The organism is Stenotrophomonas sp. YJH_SMC_119 (assembly GCF_059368315.1).
This window is the reverse complement of sequence record NZ_JCAFRP010000002.1, coordinates 275,051-300,380: the sequence shown is the minus strand read 5'-3', so window position 1 is coordinate 300,380 and position 25,330 is coordinate 275,051. Positions and strand designations below refer to the sequence as shown.

At 66.2% G+C, this 25,330-nt stretch carries 19 protein-coding genes; 12 read left to right on the top strand and 7 right to left on the bottom strand.

Going from position 1 to position 25,330, the window contains the following annotated elements; genetic code table 11:
- Positions 1-3 precede the first annotated feature (3 nt).
- The 3 genes from AC5P6S_RS05665 to AC5P6S_RS05655 are packed head-to-tail and all read right to left on the bottom strand — an operon-like array spanning position 4 to position 3,419.
- Positions 4-1,632 carry a pseudouridine synthase gene (locus AC5P6S_RS05665; RefSeq protein ID WP_005413982.1) on the bottom strand — a complete coding sequence of 543 codons (1,629 nt, stop codon included), beginning with the start codon at positions 1,630-1,632 and terminating at the stop codon, positions 4-6.
- Entirely contained in the window at positions 1,625-2,500 is an 876-nt protein-coding gene (gene scpB, locus AC5P6S_RS05660; protein WP_005410331.1) for an SMC-Scp complex subunit ScpB, read from the bottom strand. The genes AC5P6S_RS05665 and scpB overlap by 8 nt, the downstream gene beginning before the upstream one ends.
- Before the next feature lie 13 nt (positions 2,501-2,513).
- Positions 2,514-3,419: a segregation and condensation protein A gene (locus AC5P6S_RS05655; protein WP_005410330.1), complete on the bottom strand. Its 906-nt coding sequence runs from the start codon at positions 3,417-3,419 to the stop codon at positions 2,514-2,516.
- A gap of 374 nt (positions 3,420-3,793) precedes the next feature.
- Here AC5P6S_RS05655 and AC5P6S_RS05650 point away from each other — a divergent pair, with 374 nt between their 5' ends.
- From AC5P6S_RS05650 to AC5P6S_RS05605, 10 genes are all read left to right on the top strand, one after another.
- The gene (locus tag AC5P6S_RS05650; protein ID WP_005410329.1) at positions 3,794-4,093 is read left to right on the top strand and encodes a YciI family protein; all 300 of its coding nucleotides are present in this window, start codon (positions 3,794-3,796) and stop codon (positions 4,091-4,093) included.
- Positions 4,094-4,113: 20 nt separating this feature from the next.
- A complete protein-coding gene (locus tag AC5P6S_RS05645; protein ID WP_005413979.1) occupies positions 4,114-4,365 on the top strand; it encodes a BolA family protein in 252 nt (83 codons plus the stop codon).
- 149 nt (positions 4,366-4,514) lie between these two features.
- Complete coding sequence (locus AC5P6S_RS05640) at positions 4,515-5,552, top strand: LacI family DNA-binding transcriptional regulator (protein WP_012480808.1); 1,038 nt, start codon at positions 4,515-4,517, stop codon at positions 5,550-5,552.
- 76 nt (positions 5,553-5,628) lie between these two features.
- Positions 5,629-8,685, top strand: a complete 3,057-nt coding sequence (locus AC5P6S_RS05635) for a TonB-dependent receptor (protein WP_033832936.1) — start codon at positions 5,629-5,631, stop codon at positions 8,683-8,685.
- Between the two features lie 247 nt (positions 8,686-8,932).
- Positions 8,933-10,537: a glucoamylase family protein gene (locus AC5P6S_RS05630; RefSeq protein ID WP_024956629.1), complete on the top strand. Its 1,605-nt coding sequence runs from the start codon at positions 8,933-8,935 to the stop codon at positions 10,535-10,537.
- A gap of 4 nt (positions 10,538-10,541) precedes the next feature.
- Entirely contained in the window at positions 10,542-11,891 is a 1,350-nt protein-coding gene (locus tag AC5P6S_RS05625; RefSeq protein ID WP_133050899.1) for a sugar ABC transporter substrate-binding protein, read from the top strand.
- A complete protein-coding gene (locus AC5P6S_RS05620; RefSeq protein WP_005410323.1) occupies positions 11,888-12,769 on the top strand; it encodes a carbohydrate ABC transporter permease in 882 nt (293 codons plus the stop codon). Before AC5P6S_RS05625 ends, AC5P6S_RS05620 begins: the two co-directional genes overlap by 4 nt.
- On the top strand, positions 12,766-13,602 hold the full coding sequence (locus tag AC5P6S_RS05615; protein ID WP_005410322.1) for a carbohydrate ABC transporter permease: 837 nt from the start codon (positions 12,766-12,768) through the stop codon (positions 13,600-13,602). Before AC5P6S_RS05620 ends, AC5P6S_RS05615 begins: the two co-directional genes overlap by 4 nt.
- Positions 13,599-16,766: a discoidin domain-containing protein gene (locus tag AC5P6S_RS05610; RefSeq protein WP_062607426.1), complete on the top strand. Its 3,168-nt coding sequence runs from the start codon at positions 13,599-13,601 to the stop codon at positions 16,764-16,766. Before AC5P6S_RS05615 ends, AC5P6S_RS05610 begins: the two co-directional genes overlap by 4 nt.
- A 2-nt stretch (positions 16,767-16,768) precedes the next feature.
- Complete coding sequence (locus tag AC5P6S_RS05605; RefSeq protein WP_111188825.1) at positions 16,769-17,653, top strand: endonuclease/exonuclease/phosphatase family protein; 885 nt, start codon at positions 16,769-16,771, stop codon at positions 17,651-17,653.
- A 224-nt stretch (positions 17,654-17,877) separates the two neighbouring features.
- Here AC5P6S_RS05605 and AC5P6S_RS05600 read toward each other — a convergent pair whose 3' ends face one another.
- Positions 17,878-21,165: an Rne/Rng family ribonuclease gene (locus AC5P6S_RS05600; protein ID WP_495204511.1), complete on the bottom strand. Its 3,288-nt coding sequence runs from the start codon at positions 21,163-21,165 to the stop codon at positions 17,878-17,880.
- A 407-nt stretch (positions 21,166-21,572) separates the two neighbouring features.
- Between AC5P6S_RS05600 and AC5P6S_RS05595 the strand changes: the two genes are divergently transcribed.
- Positions 21,573-22,547: an RluA family pseudouridine synthase gene (locus tag AC5P6S_RS05595; protein ID WP_012480803.1), complete on the top strand. Its 975-nt coding sequence runs from the start codon at positions 21,573-21,575 to the stop codon at positions 22,545-22,547.
- A gap of 411 nt (positions 22,548-22,958) precedes the next feature.
- Here AC5P6S_RS05595 and zupT read toward each other — a convergent pair whose 3' ends face one another.
- The 3 genes from zupT to AC5P6S_RS05580 all read right to left on the bottom strand — a co-directional run bounded on the left by zupT (position 22,959) and on the right by AC5P6S_RS05580 (position 24,630).
- Complete coding sequence (gene zupT, locus AC5P6S_RS05590; RefSeq protein ID WP_099473675.1) at positions 22,959-23,768, bottom strand: zinc transporter ZupT; 810 nt, start codon at positions 23,766-23,768, stop codon at positions 22,959-22,961.
- 98 nt (positions 23,769-23,866) lie between these two features.
- A complete protein-coding gene (locus AC5P6S_RS05585; protein ID WP_024956635.1) occupies positions 23,867-24,283 on the bottom strand; it encodes an energy transducer TonB in 417 nt (138 codons plus the stop codon).
- Positions 24,280-24,630 (bottom strand): 4a-hydroxytetrahydrobiopterin dehydratase, encoded by a 351-nt coding sequence (locus AC5P6S_RS05580; protein ID WP_005410315.1) that lies wholly within the window; start codon positions 24,628-24,630, stop codon positions 24,280-24,282. Before AC5P6S_RS05580 ends, AC5P6S_RS05585 begins: the two co-directional genes overlap by 4 nt.
- 90 nt (positions 24,631-24,720) lie before the next feature.
- Between AC5P6S_RS05580 and AC5P6S_RS05575 the strand changes: the two genes are divergently transcribed.
- Positions 24,721-25,320: an NfuA family Fe-S biogenesis protein gene (locus AC5P6S_RS05575; RefSeq protein WP_005410314.1), complete on the top strand. Its 600-nt coding sequence runs from the start codon at positions 24,721-24,723 to the stop codon at positions 25,318-25,320.
- The last annotated feature ends 10 nt before the right edge of the window (positions 25,321-25,330 follow it).

Genomic DNA, 25,330 nt, shown 5'->3' with positions numbered 1-25,330 from the left:
TGATCAGCCGCCGCGCGGGCCGCTGCGGCGCGGGCCGCCCGGACCGCGGTTGCCGCCGGGGCCACCCGGGCCACGGTTGCCACCCGGACCGCCGGGGCCGCGATTGCCGCCCGGACCACGGTTGCCACCACCCGGCCCGCGACCGCCCGGACGGGCGCCCTGCGCCGGCTTCGGGCTGCCATACGGGTTGAAGCCCGGCGTGGCGTGGTCGGACGGGAAGCTCGGGGCATTGCCCGGATGACCATACGGGTGCTTGTTGCCCTGGCCCTGCGAGCGGTTGCCGGCACCGGCCGGACGACCCTGGCCGCCTGCGCCGCCACGGCCTTCACCGCCGAAACCGCCACGGCCCTGTCCGCCACCGGCGCCCGGACCCTTCGGCTTGCCGTACGGACGGCCCTGGCCGCCTGCGCCCGGACCACGGGCACCCGGGCCGCGCGCGCCCGGACCGGCATTGCGATGGCCGCTCGGGCCCGTGCTCACGCCATCCGGCACGTACCAGGTGCGGAACGCGGCCGGGTTGCCTTCCGGCAGCGAACGGTCATTCTTCTGGGTGCGCTGCTTGAACGGCTTCTGCGACTGCTTGGCTGCTGCTTCACCGCTGACCGTCAGGCCACCCTTGAAACCGCCGCCCTTGCCGCCGCGGCCACGGCCGCGGTCTTCGCGGACGTTGTCGAAGCGACGCAGCTCGCGGCCTTCGTCTGCGGTGTTATGGCCGTTGACGTAGGCATTGCCACGGCCACCTTCGCGCACGCGCACGGTGGTCTTGGCGGCGCGGCGCTGGCCGATCACCGGCTGCAGGGTCAGAGCCGACGGCGCGCCTTCTTCCAGCTTCAGCTGCGCACGCAGGGCTTCAACCTGGGCGGTGCCCAGTTCCACCGAATGGCCACGGGCCAGTTCGCGCGGCAGGCTCACCTTGCCGTAGCGGGTGCGCTTCAGGCGGCTGACCTGGCAGCCCTGCGACTCCCACAGGCGGCGCACTTCGCGGTTGCGGCCTTCCTTCACCACGACGCGGAACCAGTCGTGCGAGTCGGTGCCGCCGATGCGTTCGATCTCGTCGAACTTGGCCGGGCCGTCTTCCAGTGCCACGCCGCGTGCGAGGCGGTCGACGATGGCGTCGGAGACCTTCTCCTCGCCTTCCGGGGCGCGCACGCGCACCACGTACTCGCGCTCGACCTCGAACGACGGGTGCATCATGGCGTTGGCCAGTTCACCGTCGGTGGTGGCCAGCAGCAGGCCGGTGGTGTTGATGTCCAGGCGGCCGATGGCGATCCAGCGCGCGCCCTTCAGCGGCGGCAGCGATTCGAACACGGTCGGGCGGCCTTCGGGGTCTTCGCGGGTGGTCACTTCGCCTTCCGGCTTGTTGTAGACCAGCACGCGCGACGGTTCGGCCAGGGCGGTGGCGACGAAGCCGCGGCCATCCAGCTCGATCTTGTCGCCGCTCTTGACCGACATGCCGGTCTGCGCGACTTCACCGTTGACCTTGACCAGGCCTTCGGCGATGCGCTGTTCCAGCGCGCGGCGCGAACCCAGGCCGGCCTGGGCCAGCACCTTGTGCAGGCGCTCTTCCAGCTTGAACTGTTCGGAGGTGGCTTCGCGCTTGAGCGAGAGCTTGTTACGGGGGGTGTCACTCATCAGTTTTGCTCCGGCCGACGGTTTCGGGGTCGGCCTCTGGTTCGGAATCGGCTTGGTCAACAGCCACGGTCGTCATCGCGACGGCGTTGTCTTCGCGTTCGTTCAGGGGCACCGCGCGCTCGCCCGGCGCGGAATCGGGGTGCCCATCATCAAGGGGCGAAGGTGCTTGCTCATCGGAAGCCGACGCAGACGCTGCGTCGGCGGAATCGGGGGTGTCGCTGCCGGCCAGGCCGGCGTCATCGTTGGCAGCAGCGCCATCGGCGCCAGCCGAAATGTCCGGACCCTCGGCACTGGCGGCGGCCGGTGCGTCGCGGTCCAGGGCCAGCTGGGGTTCCAGCTCGCCCAGGTCCTTCAGTTCCGACAGCGGCGGCAACTCGTCCAGGCGCTTCAGGCCGAAGTAGTCCAGGAAGCCCTTGGTGGTGCCGAACAGGGCAGGCTTGCCGGGCACGTCGCGGTGGCCGACCACGCGGATCCACTCGCGTTCCTCCAGCGCCTGGATGATGTTGCTGCTGACCGCCACGCCGCGCACCTGCTCGATCTCGCCACGGGTGATCGGCTGCCGGTAGGCGATCAGCGCCAGGGTTTCCAGGGTGGCACGGGTATAGCGGGTCTTGCGTTCGGTCCACAGCCGGCTGATCCAGCCATGCACTTCGCCGGTCACCTGGTAGCGGAAGCCGGAGGCGACCTCGACCAGTTCCACGCCACGGCCTTCGCAGGCTTCGCGCAGGCGCTCAAGCGCACGTTCGATGCTGCCCGGCGGTGCCGGCTCCTCTTCCGGGAACAGGTCTTTCAGCTGGGCCAGGGTGAGCGGCTGGCTGGAGGCCAGCAGGGCACCCTCGACAATGCGGTTGATCAGCGTTTGGTCCATCGGCAGTCAGCGCTCACTCGTTCTCGTTGGCGGCGTCGTTGTCGTCGAACTCGCTGCTGAACTGCAGCGGGGCATTGGTGTTGCCGGCGGCCAGGGACTTCACGTAGATCGGCGCCAGCGGCTCTTCCTGGACGATGTCCAGCAGCTGTTCCTTGGCCAGTTCCAGCACCGCCAGGAACGTGACCAGCACGCCCAGCTTGCCTTCTTCTGCAGTGAACAGCCCTTCAAAACGGTAGAACTTGCCATCTTCAAGCCGGCCCAGCACTTCGCCCATGCGTTGCCGCACGCTCAGCGCCTCGCGCTTGATGGCGTGGCCACTGAACAGCTCGGCGCGCTTGAGCACGTCGTGCAGGGCCAGCAGCATTTCCTTCAGGTCCACCGGCGGCGGCAGCTTCACCGCAGCACGTTCGGGCATGAAGGCGTGTGCCACCGTGGTGTCGCGGTCCTGGCGGGGCAGGGCGTCGATGTCCTCGGCGGCCTGCTTGAAGCGTTCGTACTCCTGCAGGCGGCGCACCAGTTCGGCGCGCGGGTCGGCCTCATCGCCTTCCTCGCTGACCGGGCGCGGCAGCAGCATGCGCGACTTCACCTCGGCCAGGATCGCGGCCATGACCAGGTACTCGGCGGCCAGCTCGAAGCGCAGCTCGCGCATCACGGTGATGTACTCCACGTACTGCCGGGTGATCTCGGCCACGGGAATGTCCAGTACGTCCAGGTTCTGGCGGCGGATCAGGTACAACAGCAGGTCCAGCGGGCCTTCGAAGGCATCCAGGATGACTTCCAGCGCGTCCGGCGGGATGTACAGGTCCTGCGGAATCTGCAGGACCGGTTGCCCATGCACCACGGCCAGCGGCATTTCCTGCTGCTGGGGGGCGGGCGGCCGGGTTGGCGGGTTCGCGTCGAGCGCGAGTTCGGAAGTCATCTAATGGACATCAGGATTGCATCGGACCAGTCGCGGCAGCGGGTTCACCGGGCCAACGCCACGGCGCCCCACGGCACCAGACACGCCGGGATCGGCGCGATTCCACACATATCAAACAGCAGGACGCGCCGCAGTAAACGGCAGCGACGGAACTACGGGGAGGTCGTCTACGTGGCCCGGCCAGGTGGTCCGGTTCGAAGCAGCGGGACGGTCGTCGGGGGCTGCGTTGGCCTCAGAAACCGACGGGCTGCTGCATCCAGCCACGTGCAATGGTGTCTAGGGTAAGCCTTTGTCGCGCCAGTGTCCAGCCGGGCTGGGGCGAGGGCGGCATTGGCTAGAATCTGCGCACCCGACAACGCAAGCGAGGAAATGCCGTGTGGTATGTGATTGAAGGCTATGACGGCCAGGACGTGCTGGCACAGCGACTGCAGGCACGTCCGGAACACCTGGCGCGCCTGCACGCGCTGCGCGACGAAGGCCGCCTGCTGCTGGCCGGACCGTGCCCGGCAGTAGACAGCGAGGACCCGGGCCCGGCCGGCTTCAGTGGTTCGGTGGTGATCGCGCAGTTCGAGTCGCTCGTGCAGGCCCAGGCCTGGGCTGATGCTGACCCTTACGTAGCCGCGGGCGTCTACACCCATGTACAGGTGCGTCCGTTCCGCAAGGTCCTGCCGTGAACGCGGGGCGGATCGAGCGGATGCGTGACGCACTGCAGCAGGCGCTGGCCCCGAGCGTGCTGGAAATCGAAGACGACAGTCATCGTCATGCAGGCCACGCCGGTGCGCGCGATGGCCGCGGCCATTTCAGCGTGCATGTGGTCAGTGAACGCTTCGCCGGACTCGGTCCACTGGCCCGGCATCGCGCGGTCTATGCCGCGCTGGGCGCGATGATGGAGACCGACATCCACGCGCTGTCCATTCGCGCATTGACCCCGTCAGAACAGGGCTGAGCCCTTGTCCCACACTGTCCTGGCGGGTCCGTCAGCGGGCCCGCCACAGACAGATTTCCATGTCCATTTCAGGACATTCGCCTAACGGACTGTTTACAAGCCCAGATGGAAACGCTTACATTCCGCGCCAATGCTGGTAGGTCCAAGCCGTGGAGGGCGGCTTCGTGAACAAGGCAGCTATCACAATCAAAGACGTCGCTCGCGAAGCCCGGGTCTCCGTGGCCACGGTTTCCCGCGCGCTCAACGGGCATGAAAATGTCGCCGAACCGGTCCGCCAGCTTGTGCTGGAGGTGGCCGCACGGCTGCGTTACACCCCGCACGCCGCCGCCCGCAGCCTCAGCAGCCGTCGCACCAATACGGTGGGCGTGGTACTGCCTGACCTGTACGGCGAATTCTTCTCCGAGCTGATGCGCGGCATCGACAACGTCGCCCGCAACCGCCGCCAGCACCTGCTGGTGTCCAGTTACCACGGTGACCAGGAGCAGCAGGGCGCGGCCCTGCGCGCCATGCGCGGCCGCGTCGACGGCCTGCTGGTGCTCTCGCCCTATGCGGAGAGCCCGGGATTCCTGACCGACAACCTGCCGCAGTCGTTGCCAACGGTGTTGATCAACACCTATCTGCCCGGGCAGGACCACCCGGTGCTGAGCATCGATGACCATGCCGGTGCGATGGCGATGACCCGCCATCTGCTTGACGCGGGTCACCGCCGTATCGCTTTCATTTCTGGCCCGGACCTCAACTTCGACGCGCGCGAGCGCCTGCGTGGCTTCCGTGACGCGTTGGCGGCTTTCGGCAGTGACGCCGAAGGCATCGAGCTGCCCGGTGATTTCGACGAAGCTTCCGGCCATCGCGCCGGTCAGGAGTTGTTGGCAGCCGGAGCGCTGCCTGATGCCGTGTTCGCCGCCAACGACATGATGGCGCTGGGTTGCCTGTATGCGTTCACGCAGGCAGGTGTCCACGTTCCGTCCGACGTCGCCCTGGCCGGTTTCGATGACATTCCACTGGCGCGTTTCGTCCACCCGTCGCTGACCACCATGCAGGTCAGCATCGCCGAACTCGGCGATCGGGCCATGACGCGCCTGATGCAGTTGATGGACGGCACCTCCACGGATGGGACAGGGGACAAGCAGACCCTGGTTCCCCGCTTGATAGTTCGCGATTCCACCACTCCGCCATCCGGCCGTTGAAGCCGGAGGCGTTCCTTCTTTTTTGATTGATCGCAGGGACCGCGCAAGCGGTTACCGCCACCCGGAGATTGAGTTGATGATGCACACCACCTTCCGCACGCCGGCGCGCCGGCTGCTGAGCACCGCACTGGTCAGCTGCCTGATGCTGGCTGCTGCTCCGAACGTCATGGCGCAGTCGGCCAATGCCAGCCTGCGCGGCCAGGTTTCCGGCGCGCAGGCCGGCGCCGAGGTGACCGCCACCAACGTGGCCACCGGCACCGTCCGTCGCGGTACCGTCCGTGCCGATGGAAGCTACTCGCTGATGGGCCTGGACCCGGGCACCTATGATGTGGTCGCCAACGGCCAGTCGCAGAAGGTCACCGTCACCGTGGCCTCGACCGCTACCCTGAACTTTGCCGGCGCTGCCAGCAGCACCCCGGGTACGACCGCAGCCACCAACCTGGACACTGTCAACGTCGTCGCGCCGACCCTGCTGCAGGAAGTGCGCACGTCCGAAGTCGGCAAGACCGTCAGCCTGCAGCAGATCCAGACCACCCCGCAGGTCTCGCGCAACTTCCTGGAGTTCGCCGACGCGGTGCCGGGCATGATCTTCACCCGCGACGCCAAGGGCAACACCTCGCTGCGCGGCGGTGCCACCAACTCCGACGGCACCAACGTCTACATCGACGGTGTGGGCCAGAAGAGCTACGTCAAGGGCGGCGGCGTGGCCGGTCAGTCCGGCAGTGCCGGTAACCCGTTCCCGCAGCTGGCCATCGGCGAGTACAAGGTCATCACCGGCAACTACAAGGCCGAGTACGGCCAGGTGTCCAGTGCAGCGGTCACGGCCGCGACCAAGTCGGGTACCAACGAGTTCAAGGGTGAAACCTTCTACCGTTATACCAACGACAGCATGCGCGCGATGACCCCGGCCGAGCGTCAGCCGGGCAAGGGCAAGGAGGATTCGGCCGAGAAGGAATACGGCTTCGCCCTGGGCGGCCCGATCGTCAAGGACAAGGCCCACTTCTTCGTGACCTATGAAGCCAAGCGCTTCGATCTGCCGGTGACCATCGCACCGCATGGTTCGGTGACCAACAAGGCCAACCGCGTCCCGGCTGATGCCCAGGCCGGCCTGGGCCCGGCCAGCCAGCCGTTCCAGCAGGACCTGATCTTCGCCAAGGTCGACTTCGAGCCGACCGACAACGATCGCCTGGAACTGACCTTCCAGGACCGTGATGAAACCCAGCAGCAGTTCTCGGACCAGACCGCGCCGATGCACGGCAAGGAAACCAAGAACACTGACCGCCGTTACGCGCTGCGCTGGAACCACAGCGGTGAGCGTTACTACAACGAGCTGATGGTTACCCACGAGGATTCGTTCAACAATCCCAAGCCGCTGAGCATGGGCAACGGTTTCAACTACACCGCGCCGGACGGCAAGAGCGAGGAGCGCGCCATCGTCTCGATCGGTGGTTCCTCGGCAATGTCGTCGCAGGTGAAGGGCCAGAAGGGCTGGTCGATCGAAGACAACCTGACCCTGGATGGCATCCAGTGGGCGGGCGACCACACCATCAAGATGGGTGCCAAGTACAAGCAGATCGACCTGTACGCCTCCGATGCGGCGCAGATCAATCCGCAGTTCTACTACACCATCGACAACCCGACCTTCCCGGACAGCATCCCGTACAAGGCCCAGTTCGTGAAGCCGGTCACCGGCGTGTCCGGCGTGTCCGGCGAAGTGCGCTCGAAGGTGAAGCAGATCGGTCTGTTCATCCAGGATGACTGGCAGGTCAACGACCACCTGCAGCTGAACCTCGGCCTGCGCTGGGACTACGAGAAGAACCCGTCCTATCTGGACTTCGTGACCCCGCCGGAAGTGGTCAATGCGCTGTTCGCGCAGGATCCGCGTGCCGCCGCTGGCCAGAGCTACGCCGACACGCTGGCGCTGAGCGGCCTGAACATCAACGATTACATCAGCAACGGCCACAACCGCAAGGCATTCAAGAATGCCTGGCAGCCGCGTCTGGGTTTCTCGTATGACATCAATGCCGACGAGCAGCACGTGATCCACGGTGGTGCCGGTCGTTCCTACGACCGCGACCTGTTCGACTACCTGCAGCTGGAAACCACCAAGCTGGCCCTGCCGCAGCCGACGATCTACTTCCGCAATCCGGCAACCGGTCAGTGCTTCCAGGGCAACGCCGCGTGCTATGACTGGAACCCGAACCTGCTCAACGGTATCGGCAACCTCCAGAGCCTGGTCGGTTCGACCAGCAATGCCGGCCTGGAAGTCGACCTGCTGAACAACAATCTGAAGGTGCCCTACGCTGACCAGTTCAGCCTGGGCATGAGCAACCAGATCGGCGACTGGCTGACCGACGCCACCATCTCGCGCACGCTCACCTATGACGGCTTCGCCTTCACCCTGGGCAATCGCTACCCGACCGGCAACTTCTTCGACGATCCGCGTCTGTGCGGTGGCACCGAAGCCGGTCTGGGCCAGGCGTGGAGCTGCAACGTACCGGGCTTCGGCAGCCTGATCATCGGCCAGCAGGGCATCAAGACCCGTGCTACCCAGATCCTGTTGTCGGCGCAGAAGCCGTTCACCCAGGAAAGCGGTTGGGGCACCTCCATCGCCTATACCTGGACCACCGCCCGCCACAACCGTGACATCAACGAGCACTACGCGTTCGACCGTGGCGTGATCGGTGACTACCCGACCATCCGCTCCAACGGCGCGCCGCGTCACCGCCTGGTGGTGACCGGTTCGTATGCGGGCTTCTGGGGCATCACCTTCGGTGGCAAGATCACCCTGGCCACCCCGACCGCGATCAACGACTGGTACGGCGTGCCGCAGGCCAATGGCTTCGACCTGCCGACCCCGATGGCGGCGGTTCCGGGTGGCAACGGCAAGTTCCTGCTGGGTGGCAAGATCTTCGGTTATCGCTCGGTCGACCTGCAGGCGACGAAGACGTTCAAGATGCCGGGCGATACCGAGCTGTATGCGCGTATCGACATCATCAACGTGTTCAACTTCGACAATTTCTCGAACTACAACTACTACAAGAATGGCAAGTTGACCGCGAGCTACAACGAGACCGGCGACATCGTCGGTACGCCGCGCCAGGTCAAGGCCGAAGTGGGCTTCCGCTTCTAAGCCCGGATGGATGCATGACCCCGATGCCGCCGCTCCGCCGGCGGCATCGGGCGCGTGAAAACAGCAATGGCCGGCCCTGTGCCGGTCCATTGCCCATGCCGCTGCCGGTCAGGGGGCATCGGCATGGGCAATGATCGCGGTGTCAAACCACGTTTTTCGTGGTTTTTTAAGAACGCACCTTGTAAACGATTTCAGATCATTGGACGGTATGCTTTCCCATCGATCAGACCACCGGAGAAATCGCGCCATGCAGGCACGTCATCTGTTGTCCGCCGCAGCGTTGAGCCTGGCCGTGGCCGCCTGCCAGCCGGCCCAGCAGGAGCCTGCCAAGCCGCGCCCGCCGGTGATCCTGATCGAGGCCGATGCACCGCCGCGGCCGATGAAACCTGAGCTGCCGCCGCTGTTCGATGACATCGAGCGCCGCACCTTCCAGTTCTTCTGGGATACCACCAACGAGATCAATGGCCTGACCCCGGACCGCTATCCGTCGCGGCCGTTCGCCAGCATCGCCTCGGTCGGCTTCGCACTGACCGCGTATCCGATCGGCATCGAGAACGGCTGGGTCAGCCGCAACCAGGCGATCGACCGCACCCTGACTACCCTGAAATTCTTCCGCGATGTGCCGATGGGCCCGCAGCGTACCGGCAAGGCGGGTTACAAGGGCTTCTATTACCACTTCCTGGACATGCAGGAAGGCCGTCGCTACGACAGCTGGGTCGAACTGTCCTCGGTGGATACCGCGCTGCTGATGATGGGGGTGCTGTTCGCGCAGTCGTACTACGACGGTGACGATCCGCGTGAGAAGGAAATCCGCCAGATCGCCGACACGTTGTACAAGAAGGTCGACTGGCCCTGGCTGCAGCAGCGTGCGCCGCTGATCTCGATGGGCTGGTTCCCCGAGAGCGGTTTCATCGACCACGACTGGATGGGCTACAACGAGGCCATGATGGTCTACATCCTTGCCCTGGGTTCGCCGACGCACCCGGTCAGCCCGGATGCGTGGACGGTGTGGACGCGCACCTATGACAACGACTGGGGGGTCTACCAGGGCCAGGAATACCTGTCCTTCGGCCCGCTGTTCGGCCACCAGTACAGCCACGTCTGGATCGACTTCCGCGACATCCAGGACGCCTACATGCGCGAGCGCGGCAGTACCTACTTCCTCAACAGCCGCTCGGCTGCACTTGCCCAGCGTGAGTACGCCATCGCCAACCCGATGCAGTGGAAGGATTACGGCGAGAACGTCTGGGGCCTGACCGCCAGCGATGGCCCGCAGAACACCACGCAGGAATACCGTGGCGAGCAGCGCCAGTTCCGCCATTACTCTTCGCGCGGCGCTGGCCTGCGCGAGAACTTCGATGACGGCACCATCGCTCCGACCGCCGCGATCGCGTCGGTGGTGTTCGCGCCGGAACAGGTGATCCCGGCCACGCTGGAAATGCACAAGCGCTACGGCGATTACATCTATTCCAGCTACGGCTTCCTGGATTCGTTCAATCCCAGCTTCAACTACGACATCCCGATCAAGACCGGCCGCGTGGTGCCGGATCGTGGCTGGGTCGCCAGCGACTACATCGCCATCGACCAGGGGCCGATCCTGACCATGATCGCCAACTATCGCAATGATTTCGTCTGGGAAGTGATGAAGAAGAACCCGTACATCCGCAAGGGCCTGGAGCGGGCGGGGTTCAGTGGTGGCTGGCTGGCGCCGGAAGGTTCGTTCCAGCCGCTGGAACTGCAGAAAGACGAAAAGGCCGCGGCGGCACGCGCGGTGGGTATCGCCGAATCACGCGCGGCTGCCGCGCAGGAACAGAAGAACAATGCCAACCGCAACACAGGCCAGGGCAAGTAACCCGATGCCGAACTGGATCGACCGTCTGCGCCGCTGGACACTGCCAGCCCTGGCCGCACTGGCCGCACTGGCCGTGGCCGGCTGCGCCCGCACCGAACCGGACACGACCACTGTGCGCTTCTGGGCAATGGGCCGGGAAGCCGAGGTGGTCAGCGAACTGATCCATGAGTTCGAAGCCGAGAACCCGGGCATCAAGGTGGACGTGCAGAACATCCCGTGGACCGCTGCGCACGAAAAGCTGCTGACCGCGTTCGCCGCCGACGGCCTGCCGGACGTGTGCCAGCTCGGCAACACCTGGGTGCCGGAGTTCGCCGAGCTCGATGCGCTGACCCCGTTGCAGCCGTTCGTCGATCGCTCTGCCGTGGTCGATGAGAAGGATTATTTCCAGGGCATCTGGGACACCAACGTGATCCACGGCAAGCTGGTCGGCGTGCCGTGGTATGTCGATACGCGCCTGATCTACTACCGCAAGGACCTGCTGGCCAAGGCCGGCTACGACCACCCGCCGCGCACGTGGCAGGAGTGGGATGAGCAGATGGCAGCGATCAAGCGCATGCAGGGCCCGAACCGCTATGCGGTGCTGATGCCGATCAACGAGTTCGAGCAGCAGCTGTCGCTGGCACTGCAGCAGCCCGATCCGCTGCTGCGCGATGATGACACCCGCGGCAACTTCAGCAGCCCCGGCTTCCGCCGCACGCTGGCGTTCTACGCCAACATGTTCGAGCAGGGCTGGGCGCCGAAGATGTCCGAGACGCAGATCTCAAACGTCTGGGATGAGTTCTTCCGCGGCTTCAACGTCTTCTACATTTCCGGCCCATGGAACATCCGCGAGTTCAAGAAGCTGCAGCCGAAGGAACTGGAAGGGCAGTGGGGCACCGCAGCGCTGCCGGGGCCGGAAGGTCCGGGCGCGGGCATCGCCGGTGGCACCAGCCTGGTGATCTTCCGCAAGTCGCAGCAGAAGGAGGCGTCGTGGAAGCTGATCGAGTTCCTGTCGCGCCCGCAGATCCAGGCACGTTTCCATTCGATCATCGGCGACCTGCCGCCACGCCGCAGCACGTGGAGTGCGCCGTCGCTGGCCAACGATCCGCTGGCCGCAGCGTTCCGTGACCAGCTGGAGCGGGTCAAGCCGACGCCGAAGGTGCTCGAATGGGAGCGCATCGTGCAGGAAATGCGCATCGTCACCGAGAAGGTGGTGCGCGGTGGCCTGCCGCAGGACAAGGCCGTCGAAGAACTCGACCAGCGCGTGGACAAGGTGCTGGCAAAGCGCCGCTGGATGCATGAACAACAACGCCTGCAGCAGCGCGTTCCGTCGCCGCAATCGAGCAGTGCCGTGGCCGCCGGGAGCGCGCAATGAAACGTACTTCGCTTGCCGGCTGGATTTTCGCCGGTCCCTCGCTGATCGTGCTGGGCGTGTTCTTCGGCCTGCCGGTGGCTTCGGCGCTGGCGCTGAGCGTGACCGACTTCGACCTGTATGCCCTGGCTGACAGCAGCAACCTGCGCTTTGTCGGCCTCGGCAACTACATCGATCTGCTGCAGACACCGATGTTCTGGAAGTCGCTGTGGAATACCACTTACTTCGTGTTGATCGGCGTGCCCTTGTCGATCGGCGTATCGCTGGGCGCGGCAATGCTGCTGAATGCGCCGGCTGCGCGCTTCAAGGCGCTGTTCCGCACTGCGTTGTTCGCGCCGGTGGTGACCACGCTGGTGGCGGTGGCGGTGATCTGGCGCTACCTGTTCCATACCAGCTACGGCCTGGTGAACTACGGCCTGGGCCATCTGGGCATCAGCCCGATCGACTGGCTGGGCGATCCCAACTGGGCGATGCCGACCATCATGCTGTTCGCGGTGTGGAAGAACTTCGGCTACAACATGGTGATCTTCCTGGCCGGCCTGCAGGCGATCCCGCATGACCTGTACGAGGCCGCGCGCATCGACGGTGCCTCGCGCTGGAAGCAGTTCCTGCACATCACCCTGCCGATGCTCGGCCCGGTGCTGCTGGTGGTCGGCGTGATTACCGTGTCCGGCTACTTCCAGCTGTTCGCCGAACCCTACGTGATGACCCGCGGCGACCCACTGCAGAGCACCGTCAGCGTGCTGTATTTCATGTTCGAGGAAGGCTTCAAGTGGTGGAACCTGGGACGCGCCTCCGCCGTGGCGTTCCTGCTGTTCCTGATCATCCTGGCGGTGACCACCGTGATGCTGCGTTTCGGCCGCAAGAGGCAGTTGGTATGAGTCGTGAAATCGGCCAGTCGCGCTGGTACCCGTGGTTGATCAATGGTGCGTTGCTGGTGCTGGCCCTGGTCAGCCTGGCACCGCTGTTGTGGATGCTCTCGGTCTCGTTCATGCCGCAGGGCGAGGCCAGCCATTTCCCGCCGCCGCTGCTGCCTTCCAGCATCACCACGCACAACTACCATGAGCTGTTCGCGCGCACTGGCATGGGCGGCAACTTCGCCAACAGCCTGCTGGTGTCGCTCGGCATCACGGTCGGTTCGCTGCTGCTCAACACCATGGCCGGCTACGCGTTCGCCAAGCTCAACTTCGTCGGCCGCGAGCGCCTGTTCCAGGTGCTGATGGCTGCGCTGGTGATTCCGGCGCAGGTGGCGATGCTGCCGCTGTTCCTGCTGATGAAGCAGCTGGGCCTGGTCAACAGCTTCGGTGGCGTGATCGTGCCAGCGCTGGCCAGCGTGTTCGGCATCTTCCTGGTACGCCAGTACGCGCGTTCCATCCCGGACGAACTGCTGGAAGCGGCGCGCATCGACGGGGCAGGGGAGCTGCGCATCTTCTTCCAGATTGTGCTGCCGATGCTCAAGCCGGTGCTGGTGACCCTGGCGATCTTCACCTTCATGGGCGCATGGAACGATTTCATGTGGCCATTGATCGTGCTGACCGACCAGGAGCACTACACTTTGCCGGTGGCACTGGCCACCCTCTCGCGCGAGCACATCATGGACGTGGAAATGATGATGGCTGGCGCGGTGGTCACCGTGGTCCCGGTGCTGGCGCTGTTCCTGGTGCTGCAGCGGTACTACATCCAAGGTCTGTTGCTGGGGAGCGTCAAGGGATGAAGCGAGCGATCGCCGTTGGACTGGGCCTGTTGTGGACTTCCCTGGCGATCGCCGCACCACCGGCGCTGCCGGCACCGAAGGTGCTGGACGACTTCGACGACATCGCGGCCTGGACGCTGGTGCTGTCCGACCAGGTCAGCGGTTCGCTGCGTCCGGTCAGTGGTGCCGGTGGTGGCCGCGCGCTGTGCCTGGACTATGACTTCCACGATGTCTCCGGCTACGTCGGCATCCGCCGCGCGCTGAACATCGAATACCCGGTCAATTACCGCTTCGGATTCCAGCTGCGTGGCGAATCGCCGGGCAACGACCTGCAGTTCAAGTTGATCGATGCCAGCGGCGACAATGTCTGGTGGGTCAACCGGCCCGGCTACAGCTTCCCCAAGGCGTGGACGCCGGTCGAGTACCGCCGCCGCCAGATCGACAAGGCGTGGGGTCCCTCGCCCGAGAAGGAGATGGCACGAAGCGCTGCCGTCGAGTTCACGATCTACAGCAAGGTCGGTGGCCGCGGCACGGTGTGCTTCGACAAGCTGACCCTGCAGGGCCTGCCGCCGCAGGATGATTCGGCGTTGGTGCCATCGGTGATTGCCGATACGGCCACCGCGCTGCAGGACCGCATGATCGACGGCAAGAGCGACACGTTCTGGATCAGCGGTGGCGTCAAGCAGCAGACCATCAGCCTGGACCTGCACAAGAGCCGCGAGATCGGCGGTGTAGTGATCGATTGGCTGCCGAACCTGGAAGCCAATCGCTACACCGTGCGGACGTCCGAGGATGGCCGGGACTGGCGCACTGTGCGCGAGGTGACCGGCGGTGCGGGGGGGCGCGATTGGCTGGCGCTGCCGGATACCGACGCGCGCTACGTGCGTTTCGATCTGCGCGATGGCCCGAACTGGCGCTATGGCATCCGTGACATCGCACTCAAGCCGCTGGCCTTCGCCGCCACGCCCAATGCCTTCTTGTCCTCGGTGGCCGCCGATCTGCCGCGCGGCTCGTTGCCGCGTGCCTATGTGGGCGAACAGCCGTACTGGACCCTGCTCGGCCTCGATGGTGGCCAGGAGCAGGCGCTGATCAGCGAGGATGGCGCGCTGGAGCCGGCCAAGGGCAGCTTCAGCATCGAGCCGTTCATCCGCCTGGATGGCAAGCTGCTGGACTGGTCGAAGGTCGCCATCACCCAGTCGCTGCAGGATCACTACCTGCCGATCGCCACCGTCGACTGGGTGCATGAGAAGGCCGGGCTTTCGGTGACCAGTTTCGTGCAGGGCACGCCCGAGCGCGCGCAGCTGATCGGCCGCTACCGGCTGAGCAATCCGGACAAGGTCGCCCACGAGTACACCCTGGCGTTGGCAATCCGTCCGTGGCAGGTCAACCCGCCCACCCAGTTCCTCAACACCGTCGGTGGCTTCAGCCGCATCGATGCACTGGATGTGGGCGAACAGCTGGTTCGGGTCAACGGTGAGCCGCGCATCTATCCGCTGCAGGTGCCGGATGCGCGCTTTGCCAGTACGTTCGATGGCAAGCTCGATGCGATGCATCTGGAAAGCGGCAAGTACCCGGCCACGACCGCAGTGAAGGACAGCACCGGCATGGCGTCGGGTGCGCTGATGTACACGATCAAGCTCGAGCCCGGGCAGAGCCGCGAAGTGGCGGTGGTGCTGCCGCAGACCGGTGGCTGGGCGCCGCAGGCGCTGGACGTGGCCAAGGCGCAGGCGCAGGTGGCCGATCAATGGCGGCAGAAGCTGGGCGTGGTCTCGCTGCAGGTGCCGGCTGCGGGCCAGGCACTGGTCGATACCCTGCGCACGGCCGTCGCGCACATGCTGATCTCGCGGGTTGGCCCACGCCTGCAGCCGGGCACGCGCTCGTACGCGCGCAGCTGGATCCGCGATGGCGCGATGATTTCCGAGGGCCTGCTGCGCATGGGGCGCAGCGATGCCGTGCGTGACTACATCAACTGGTATGCGCCGTACCAGTTCGAGAACGGCAAGGTGCCGTGCTGCGTCGACGCGCGCGGCAGCGACCCGGTACCGGAGAACGACAGCCATGGCGAACTGATCTACAGCATTGCCGAGTATGGACGCTACACCGGCGACAGCACGTTCACCGAGCTGATGTGGCCGCACGTGCAGGGCGCCTACAACTACATGGAGCAGCTGCGCGCCAGCGAGCGCACCGAGGAAAACCGCGCACGCAATCCTGCCTTCTACGGGATGATGCCGGCCTCGATCAGCCACGAAGGCTATTCGGCCAAGCCGATGCATTCGTACTGGGATAATTTCTGGGCGTTGCGCGGCTACAAGGACGCGGCATCGCTGGCGGCCCAGCTGGGCAAGGTCGAGGCGATGCAGATCGCCGGATCGCGTGACCAGTTCCGTGATGACCTGCAGGCCTCGCTGCTGTCGGCGATGCAGCAGCACGACATCGACTACCTGCCGGGCTCGGCCGAGCTGGGCGATTTCGATGCGACCTCGACCACCATCGCGCTGGCGCCGGGCGGCGAGCAGGGCCGACTGCCGCAGCAGGCACTGGAGGCGACCTTCGAGCGCTACTGGAAGGAGTTCGTGGCCCGCCGTGACGGCAAGCGTGAGTGGAAGGACTACACCCCGTACGAGTGGCGCAACGTGGCGGCGTTCGTACGCCTGGGCTGGCGTGACCGCGCCTGGCAGGCCACCGAGTTCTTCTTCAGGGACCGTGCGCCGCAGGCCTGGAACCAGTGGGCCGAGGTGGTCTCGCGCACGCCGCGCAAGCCGTTCTTCGTCGGTGACCTGCCGCACGCCTGGGTAGCCTCGGACTTCGTGCGCTCGGCCTTGGACATGTTCGCGTACAGTCGTGACATGGACGATGCGCTGGTGCTGGCCGCCGGCATTCCGAGCGCCTGGCTGCAGGGCGAGGGCATCGCCGTGCAGGGCCTGCGCACGCCGCAGGGCCAGCTCAACTACCGCCTGCAGCGCAGCGACAAGCAGCTGGTGCTGGAGGTGCAGCCGGGCCTGGTGCCACCGGTCGGTGGCGTGGTGTTGCCATGGCCGTACGCCGGTGATCCGGGTGAGGCGACCATCAACGGCGAAGCGGCCGAATGGGTCAACAAGGAACTGCACGTGCACCAGCTGCCGGCGCGGGTCGAGATCGATGTACCGAGCGCGGTGCGCCGCGCCGAGCGCAAGGGGCAGTAACGATGAAGCAGCAGGGGGCAAGAGTGCGCACGATCGTGCGCGCCCTGGGGCTGGCCATTGCATTGGCACTGCCGGGCGCCGCGATGGCGGCCGATCCAGCCGCCGGGGCAGCGGCTGATGTCGCCACCGCGCCAGGCATGAGCATGGTCACCTTCAATCTGCATCATGACCGCGAGGACTGGCCACGCCGGCGCCGCACCATCCTGGCCGAACTCAAGCGCCTGCAGCCGGATGCGGTTGCCCTGCAGGAGGTGATCCAACGCCGCAACGTGCGAAACCAGGCGCAATGGCTGGCCAGCCAACTTGGCTACAAGTACGTGTTCGTGTCCACCGATGCGGTCGGCGCGCCCAAGCGCTACGGCAATGCGCTTCTGACCCGGCGGCCGATCCTTGCCCAGGGGGATCATCTGCTGCAGCCCTTGGACGACTACCGCACCGTGGCCCACCTGCGCATCGACGTCGATGGTACGCCGGTAAACGTCTACGCCACGCATCTGAACGAGCGCAGTGATGAGAGCGGACAACGCATCCGTCGCAGCCAGGTCGAGGACCTGCTGCGCTTCATCAGCGCCACGTCGGCGGGCGCGCCGGTGGTGATCGCAGGTGACTTCAATGCACTGGTGGATGCCGGCGATCTGAGCGAGCTGCGCAGCCACTACGGCGACAGTTACGGCAGCGTGCACGTCAACACCGATCTGTCCGGGGTCAGTACGCTCAACCGCCACTATTACCAGGCGCCGTCGCGGATCGACCACATCTTCTTCCAGCAGGACGAGATGGTCGCGCGCGAGGCGAAGATCCTGTTCGACCAGCCCGACGACAGCGGTCGCTGGGCCTCGGACCACTACGGCGTGTGGACCCGCCTGCAGTTCGCGCCGAAACCCTGACGGGACACGCCTGGGTAGGTGCCAACCTTGGTTGGCACGGGCGTGTCCGCGTGCACTCGATCAACGGCGCCAACCAAGGTTGGCCTCTACCAAAGCGGTGACCGTGCGCGGGTTGTGCCCTGGTGGGTGCCAACCTTGGTTGGCACGGTTCGGCCCGAAGCACAAACAAAAACGGCGGGGATCATTGATCCCCGCCGGTTCGTTTTCACGCTATCAAGGAGCGATCAGTTCGCCGGCGGCGTGCGCTTGGCGGCCTCTTCGTCTTCTTCATCAGCCTTGGCTTCTGCAGCCTGGGCTGCAGCGTCGGCATGGCCATCGGCGACCGGATCGATCGACGGCGTCACCACCGCATCAGCGCTCGGGGCGGCGGCTTCGATCGGTGCGGCTTCGACCGCTACCGGAGCGACCGGCTGTTCCACGATCGGCGCAGTCTCGACGACCGGCGTGGCTTCAACGGCCGGGGCGGCCTCCACCACCGGGGCACTCTCACTGGCTACCGGCTTGGTTTCAACCACCGGGGTTGCTTCAACCACCTGCGGCTTCGATTCCACGACCGGCGCGGCCTCGACTGCGACCGGCTTCGCTTCGATCACCGGAGCGGCTTCAACCACCGCGGCCGCTTCAGCCACAACCGGCTTTGCTTCGATGGCCGACGCAGCAGCGTCCACCACCGGAGTGGCGTTGGCGACCGGTGCGGCAGCGGCGACCGGCTGGACCGGGGTCGCGGCGTCGATGGCATCGAGCATGCTGGTCTGCACCGGCGAGGACACCGCTTCGGTCTTCGCAGCTTCGACCGGTGCCTGCACTTCAGCCACGACCGGGGCGGCGGCTTCGACCACAGCGCTGCTCACCACGGCAACCGGCGCGGCGACAACAGCGGCGGCAGCACGGGCTGGCTTCTCGGCTTCGACAGCGACCGGCTCGGCTTCGTCATCGAAGTCGAACTCCGGCTGCGAACGCGTGGGCTGCACAGCCGCGACCGGCGCAGTGCCGGCAGTGCTGTCGATGTTCGGCTCGGCGCCGTCGGCGTCATCACCGTCATCACCCTCGTCCTGGTCATCACCCAGGGCGTCGCTGCCGGCGGCGTTTTCGGCGCCACCGCGGCGACGACGACGGCCACCACGACGGCCACGGCGACGGCGGGTTGCGCCTTCGCCAGCCTGCTCGCCATTGGCGTCGGTTGCAGCCTCTTCACCGGCAACTGCAACCACGTCGGTCGCACTGGCCGCATTGGCAGCGGTGTCGACCGGTGCGGCCGCTTCCACCGGGGCGACCGGGGCGACAGGCGCGGTGGCTTCCTGCGCGTTCACCCCATTGGCGGCGACGGCCGTAGCGGCTACGGCTGCAGCTGCGGTCGCGGCTTCGGCAGGTGCTTCGGCGGCATTGCGCTGCGGCTTCTCGGCCGGCTTGTCACCGTCCTGCTGCTGCGGGCGCGGCTGCTTGGGCTGCTTCAGCTTCGGTTGCTGGTTCTGGTTCTGGCCCTGCTGCTCGTTGCGCGGCTTGTTCTGCTGCTGCGGCGGCTGCTGGCCATCCTTGTGCTGCGGCTCCTTCTGCTTGCCCTGCTGCGGCTGCTGCTGCGCATTGCCATTGTTGCCGTTGCGGCCGTCCTTGCGCTGCTCGCCGCGGTCCTTGCGGTTGCCGCCATCCTTCTGCTGCTGCGCGTTGCCATTGCCACGATTGTCGTCGCGACGGTCCTTGCGGTCCTTGTTGCGATCCTTGTTGCGGTCCTTGCGACCGCCGTCCTGCTGCTGGCGTGCAGCCGGGGCGGCCGGTGCCGGCGCGGGCGCCGGTTCGCCACCGAACACGCGCTTGAGCCAACCGATCACGCCGCCCGCCGGGGCCGGCGCAACCGGCGCTGCAGCGACCGGGGCCGGAGCGGCCGCGGCCGGCTCCACTTCCTCGCGCACCGGGGCCGGGGAAGTGTGCTTGACCTGGGTCACCGCCGGCGGCGGGATGTTCAGCTGGCCCTTGGTCAGCGCGTGCACCGGCAGCTTGCGCGGGGTGCCGCGCTGGTAGCTGGGCTTGCTGCTTTCTTCACCCAGCTCGTTCTCGCGCAGGCGGGTCACGGTGTAGTGCGGGGTGTGCAGCTGCTCGTCGGCGACGATCACGATCGGCGCCTCGTGGCGCTGTTCGATCTCGCGCAGGGCGCTGCGCTTCTCGTTCAGCAGGTAATTGGCGATCTCCACCGGGGCCTGCACCAGCACCTGCCCGGTGTTCTCCTTCATCGCATGCTCTTCAGCCACGCGGATGATCGACAGCGACAGCGACTCGACGCTGCGCATGCGGCCGTGGCCGTCACAACGCGGGCAGACGATCTGGCTGGACTCGCCCAGGCTCGGGCGCAGGCGCTGGCGGCTCATTTCCAGCAGGCCGAAGCGCGAGATGCGGCCGACCTGCACGCGCGCGCGGTCGTACTTCAGCGCGTTGGCGAGGCGGTTCTCGACTTCGCGCTGGTGCTTGTTGGAGGCCATGTCGATGAAGTCGATCACCACCAGGCCGCCCAGGTCACGCAGGCGCAGCTGGCGGGCCACTTCCTCGGCCGCTTCCAGGTTGGTCTGGAACGCGGTGTCCTCGATATCGCTGCCCTTGGTGGCACGCGAGGAGTTCACGTCGACCGCGGTCAGCGCTTCAGTCTGGTCGACCACGATCGAGCCGCCCGACGGCAGGCGCACGTTGCGCTCGTAGGCGCCTTCGATCTGCGATTCGATCTGGAAGCGGTTGAACAGCGGAATGTCGTCCTTGTAGTGCTTGAGCTTGCGCAGGGTCTGCGGCATCACCTGCTGCATGAATTCGCGGGCGTGCTCGTACATCTCCTCGGTGTCCACCAGGATCTCGCCGATGTCGGCGCGCAGGTAGTCACGCAGGGCGCGCACGATCAGGCGCGATTCCTGGTAGATCAGGAACGGGGCGGGCTTGCTCAGTGCCGCTTCGGCAATGGCGCGCCAGACATTGAGCAGGTAGTCCAGGTCCCACTGCAGCTCTTCCGCATCGCGGCCGACGCCGGCGGTACGGATGATCACGCCCATGTCGTCGGGGATGTTCAGCTTGTCCAGGGCGTCCTTCAGCGCGGCCCGGTCTTCGCCCTCGATGCGGCGCGACACACCGCCGGCGCTGGGCGAGTTCGGCATCAGCACCATGTAGCGGCCGGCCAGCGAAATGAACGTGGTCAGGGCGGCGCCCTTGTTGCCACGCTCTTCCTTGTCGACCTGGACGACGATCTCCTGGCCTTCCTTCAGCAGCTCGCGGATGCCGGCCTTGTTGTGGTCGACACCGGCCTGGAAGTAGTCGCGGGAGATTTCCTTCAGCGGCAGGAAGCCATGGCGGCCACCGCCGTACTCGACGAAGGCCGCTTCCAGCGAGGGCTCGATGCGGAAGATCCGGCCCTTGTAGATGTTGGACTTCTTCTGTTCCTTCGACGGCTGTTCGATGTCGATGTCATACAACGACTGGCCATCCACGATGGCAACACGCAGCTCTTCAGCCTGCGTGGCGTTGATCAGCATTCGCTTCATTGTTGCGTTCCTCGCAAGCGGCTACCGCGCGGAACGCCATGGGGTTTCGCCTCTGGACACGGCTCGCCGCCCATTCGCGCAAGCGCGGGGAGGGCGGCTTGGGTTTCCAGCGCTACGACACCACGGCAGGCCGCGGGAGCGCTTCACTCTTATGGTTTTTGGGTGTTGCAGGGCCGCAGGCAGCTGTCAGCCAGGCTGGAGCGCCACGCGGGACATGTTCAGCACGGTTGCGTGTCAGGCATCCGGCGATGGCCGGGAAGGCCGGTGAGCCGCTAACATGGCCGCCCCGCGGGCGGTGGTCGCGCACTGTGCCGGATTCGTCGGAAGCTGGGCTTCTGGCCCTGAGTAACTTCCAACGAAATCAATCCCTTATCTCGCCCCCCGAGTGTAACAGAATAAACAGCCTGATGACCGCCCAAGACCCCACCAAGCCCGCTGGCGACAAGCCTTCCGTGCGCATGATCACCGTTCCCGCCGACCGCGCCGGCCAGCGCCTGGACAACTTCCTGCTCGGCCAGCTGAAGGGTGCCCCGCGCAGCCTTGTCTACAAGCTGGTGCGCAGTGGCCAGGTACGGGTGAACGGCGGCCGCGCCAAGGCCGAGCGCAAGCTGGAGGCGGGCGACGAAGTGCGCGTGCCGCCGGTTCGTCTCACCGAAGAGGGAGACAAGGTGGGTCCCCCGGAGGCATTCATGCGCCGGCTGGAGCAGGCCATCGTCTTCGAGGACGCGCGCCTGCTGGCCCTGAACAAGCCCACCGGCGTGGCCAGCCACGGCGGCAGCGGCATCAGCTTCGGCGCCATCGAGACCCTGCGCGCGCTGCGCCCGGGGCAGACCCTGGAGCTGGTCCACCGGCTGGATCGCGACACCTCGGGCCTGCTGATCGTGGCCAAGAAGCGCTCGGCGCTGAGCGAACTGCAGGCGCTGCTGCGTGAAGACCACGGCGCCGGCATCCGCAAGCGCTACCTGACCCTGCTGGCCGGGCGCATGCCCGACGGGGTGATGACGGTCGATGCGCCGCTGCATGTCGGCCTGCGCCAGGGCGGCGAGCGCCATGTGCAGGTCAACGCGATCGGCAAGGAATCGATCAGCCACTTCCGGGTGCTGGAGCGCCGCGGCGGCCATTCCTATTGCGAGGTGCGCATCGAGACCGGCCGTACCCACCAGATCCGCGTGCATGCCCAGCACCTGGGGCATCCGGTGGCCGGCGACGACAAATACGGCGATCCGGCGGTCAACAAGCGGCTTCGTGAGCAGATCGGGCTGAAGCGTCTGTTCCTGCACGCGGCCTCGCTGGAGTTCGCGCTGGACGACGGCAAGAGCCCGTATGTGCTGAACGCGCCGCTGGCCGATGAGCTGGTCGAGGCGTTGGACCGCCTGCGCTGACGGCAGTTCGGCGGCGCCGGGCGCTTGGTCGGCGCCATTCGCAGCGCTCAGACACCCGCGCCTCTTCGCCCTCGCCGGACCTGCGGTGCTCGGCTCGCTACAAGGCGGACCCGGACATCCGCAGCGTAGGCCCATACCCGCACGCAGCCTTTGTAGACTCGAGTCGTACTCGACTCACGCGCGCAGCGCGCGCTTCGCTCTTCAATCTTTTCATCGCGCGGCTGGCGTGCACGGAAGAATGACGGGGCACGGGCGGGGCCGGCTTGCAGGGGTGTCTGCGGCATGGATGCCGCGGACAAGCCCCCATGGACGGGTTCACGGCGTCCCCTGCAAGCCGGCCCCGCCCGTGACCTCTCGATACTGCGGAACGTGCCAGCCGCGAGGGGGCTCAGCCCGTTGGCCGGGAACCCCTCACCACTTGAACAGCACCAGGCTGATCGCCAGGGTGCCCATGCCGGCCACCAGGCCATATACCGTCTCGTGGCCCTTGGCATAGCGCTTGGCTGCCGGCAGCAGCTCGTCCAGCGCCAGGAATACCATCACGCCGGCGATCAGTCCGAACACCCAGCCGAAGGTGGCGTGCGACAGTGATCCGGACAGCAGCCAGTAGCCAAGTGTCGCGCCGACCGGTTCGGCCAGGCCGGACAGCAGGCTGGCGCTGAACGCATAGAACTTGTTCTGGGTGGCGAAGTACACCGGCACCGCGATCGCGATGCCCTCGGGAATGTTGTGGATGGCGATGGCGAAGGCCAGCGGCATGCCCACCGATGGGCTTTCCAGCGTAGCGAAGAAGGTCGCCAGGCCTTCCGGGAAATTGTGCGCGGTGATCGCCACCGAGGTCAGCAGCGCGACCCGCTTCAGGTACTCGCGGCTGTTCTCGCGGAACGCAGGGTCCTGTTTGTCCAGGCTGTCATGCGGATTGGGAATGAAGTGATCGATCAGCACGATCACGATCACGCCGGCCAGGAAGGCCAGCGTGCCGTAGGTGAAGCCGGTGCGCTCGCCATAGGCCAGGGCGAACGATGCGATGGATTTGTTGAGGATTTCCGATAGCGACACGTAGACCATCGCGCCGCCGGCGAAGGCCAGGCCGAACGCCAGCAGGCGCGGATTGGGGCGGCGCGAGAACAGCACCAGCAGGCTGCCGATGGCAGTGGCCAGGCCGGCCGCGAGGGTGACCGCCAGTGCGATCCAGACATTTTCGGGGGGAATCTGCAGCATGTACCGACGCGGTCCTGGTCAACAGACAGCCGCCCCGGATGAGCCCGGGGCGGGGAGGGCGAGGCGGGCGTCGGCTGGCCTCGTCGGGGCGCGCGCGATCAGCCGCCGCGGCGCAGGCGTTCTTCGATGGCGAAGCACTGATCGGGCTTCGGCTGCGGCGGGTTGAAGCTGACCGGCACCTGGATGGTGGCCGGCACGGCAGCGCCCTTGCGGGTGGCGGCCTTGAACTGCCAGCCCTGAACGGCCGTTTTGGCCAGTTCGTCCAGCTGCGGGTTGCCGGCGCCGGTCAACAGGGCGACCTCGCTTGGCTTGCCGTCGGTGCCGATGGTCACCTTGAAGGTGCTGGTGCCGCCTACGCCCATGCAGGCCAGTTCAAGCGGGTACTGCGGTGGCGGCGTCTTCACCGCGGCCACTTCGGTCGGCGGCGGCGGCGGTGGTGCCGGCGGTTCCGACGGGCCACAACCGGCCAGGCCGGTCGCAGCAATCAGGGACAGGCTCAGCAAGCGTACGTTCATGGCAGTTGCTCCGTCAGGGCCGAAGTCTTCGCAGCGCAGATGAAGTCGTTCTCGCTCAGGCCGCCCACGTCGTGGGTGGAAAAGCGCACCACAGCGCGGTCGTAGTGCACGCCCAGGTCCGGATGGTGGTCCTCGCGGTGGGCAATCCAGGCCAGCGCGTTCACGAAGGCCATGGTGGCGTAGTAATCCTTGAAGCGGAAGGTGCGCGTCAGGGCCTGTCCGCCCTCGCTCAGCTCCCAGCCGGGAATCTGCGGCAGCAGTTCGGCCAGGCGGGCTTCACCGAGCTTGTGGTCGCTGCCTTTGCGCGGCACGCAACGGGCCTGGGCCAGTGGAATCAGGTCGGCCATGGGAATCTCCACCTCGTGTTGACTGAACAATGCGCCGGACGGTGTATAAATCGAATGAGCGGCTGACGCTTACTTGGCTAGAATAGCCTGATGATCCAGATCTCCGACACTGCCCAGACCCATTTCCGCAAGCTGATCGAACGCGAGGGCGTGCCCGGCATGGGTGTGCGCTTGAGCGCGGTCGATCCCGGCACCCCGCGCGCCGACGCCCGGCTGGAGTTCGCCGAACCGACCGACCTGCTCGGCGACGAGTGGGCGGTGGACTGCGACGGTTTCACGCTCTATGTTGATGCTGGCAGCGTCGGTTGGCTCGATGGCGCCGAGATCGACATCGTCGCCGGCAGTGCCGGTACCCAGCAGCTGACCATCAAGGCACCGCGCATCAAGGGCGAAGCGCCCGGCGATGCCGCCTCGCTGGTCGAGCGCGTGCACTGGGTGGTGGAAAACGAAATCAATCCGCAGCTGGCCTCGCATGGCGGCAAGGTGGCCGTGCAGGAAGTTTCGGCCGAAGGCGTGGTGCTGCTGCGCTTCGGTGGCGGTTGCCAGGGCTGCGGCATGGCCGACGTGACCCTCAAGCAGGGCATTGAAAAGACCCTGATGGGCCGCGTGCCGGGCGTGACCGCCGTGCGCGACGCGACCGACCACGACAGTGGCCACGCGCCGTATATCCCTCGCGGCAACGCCGCCTGATCGCTGACGC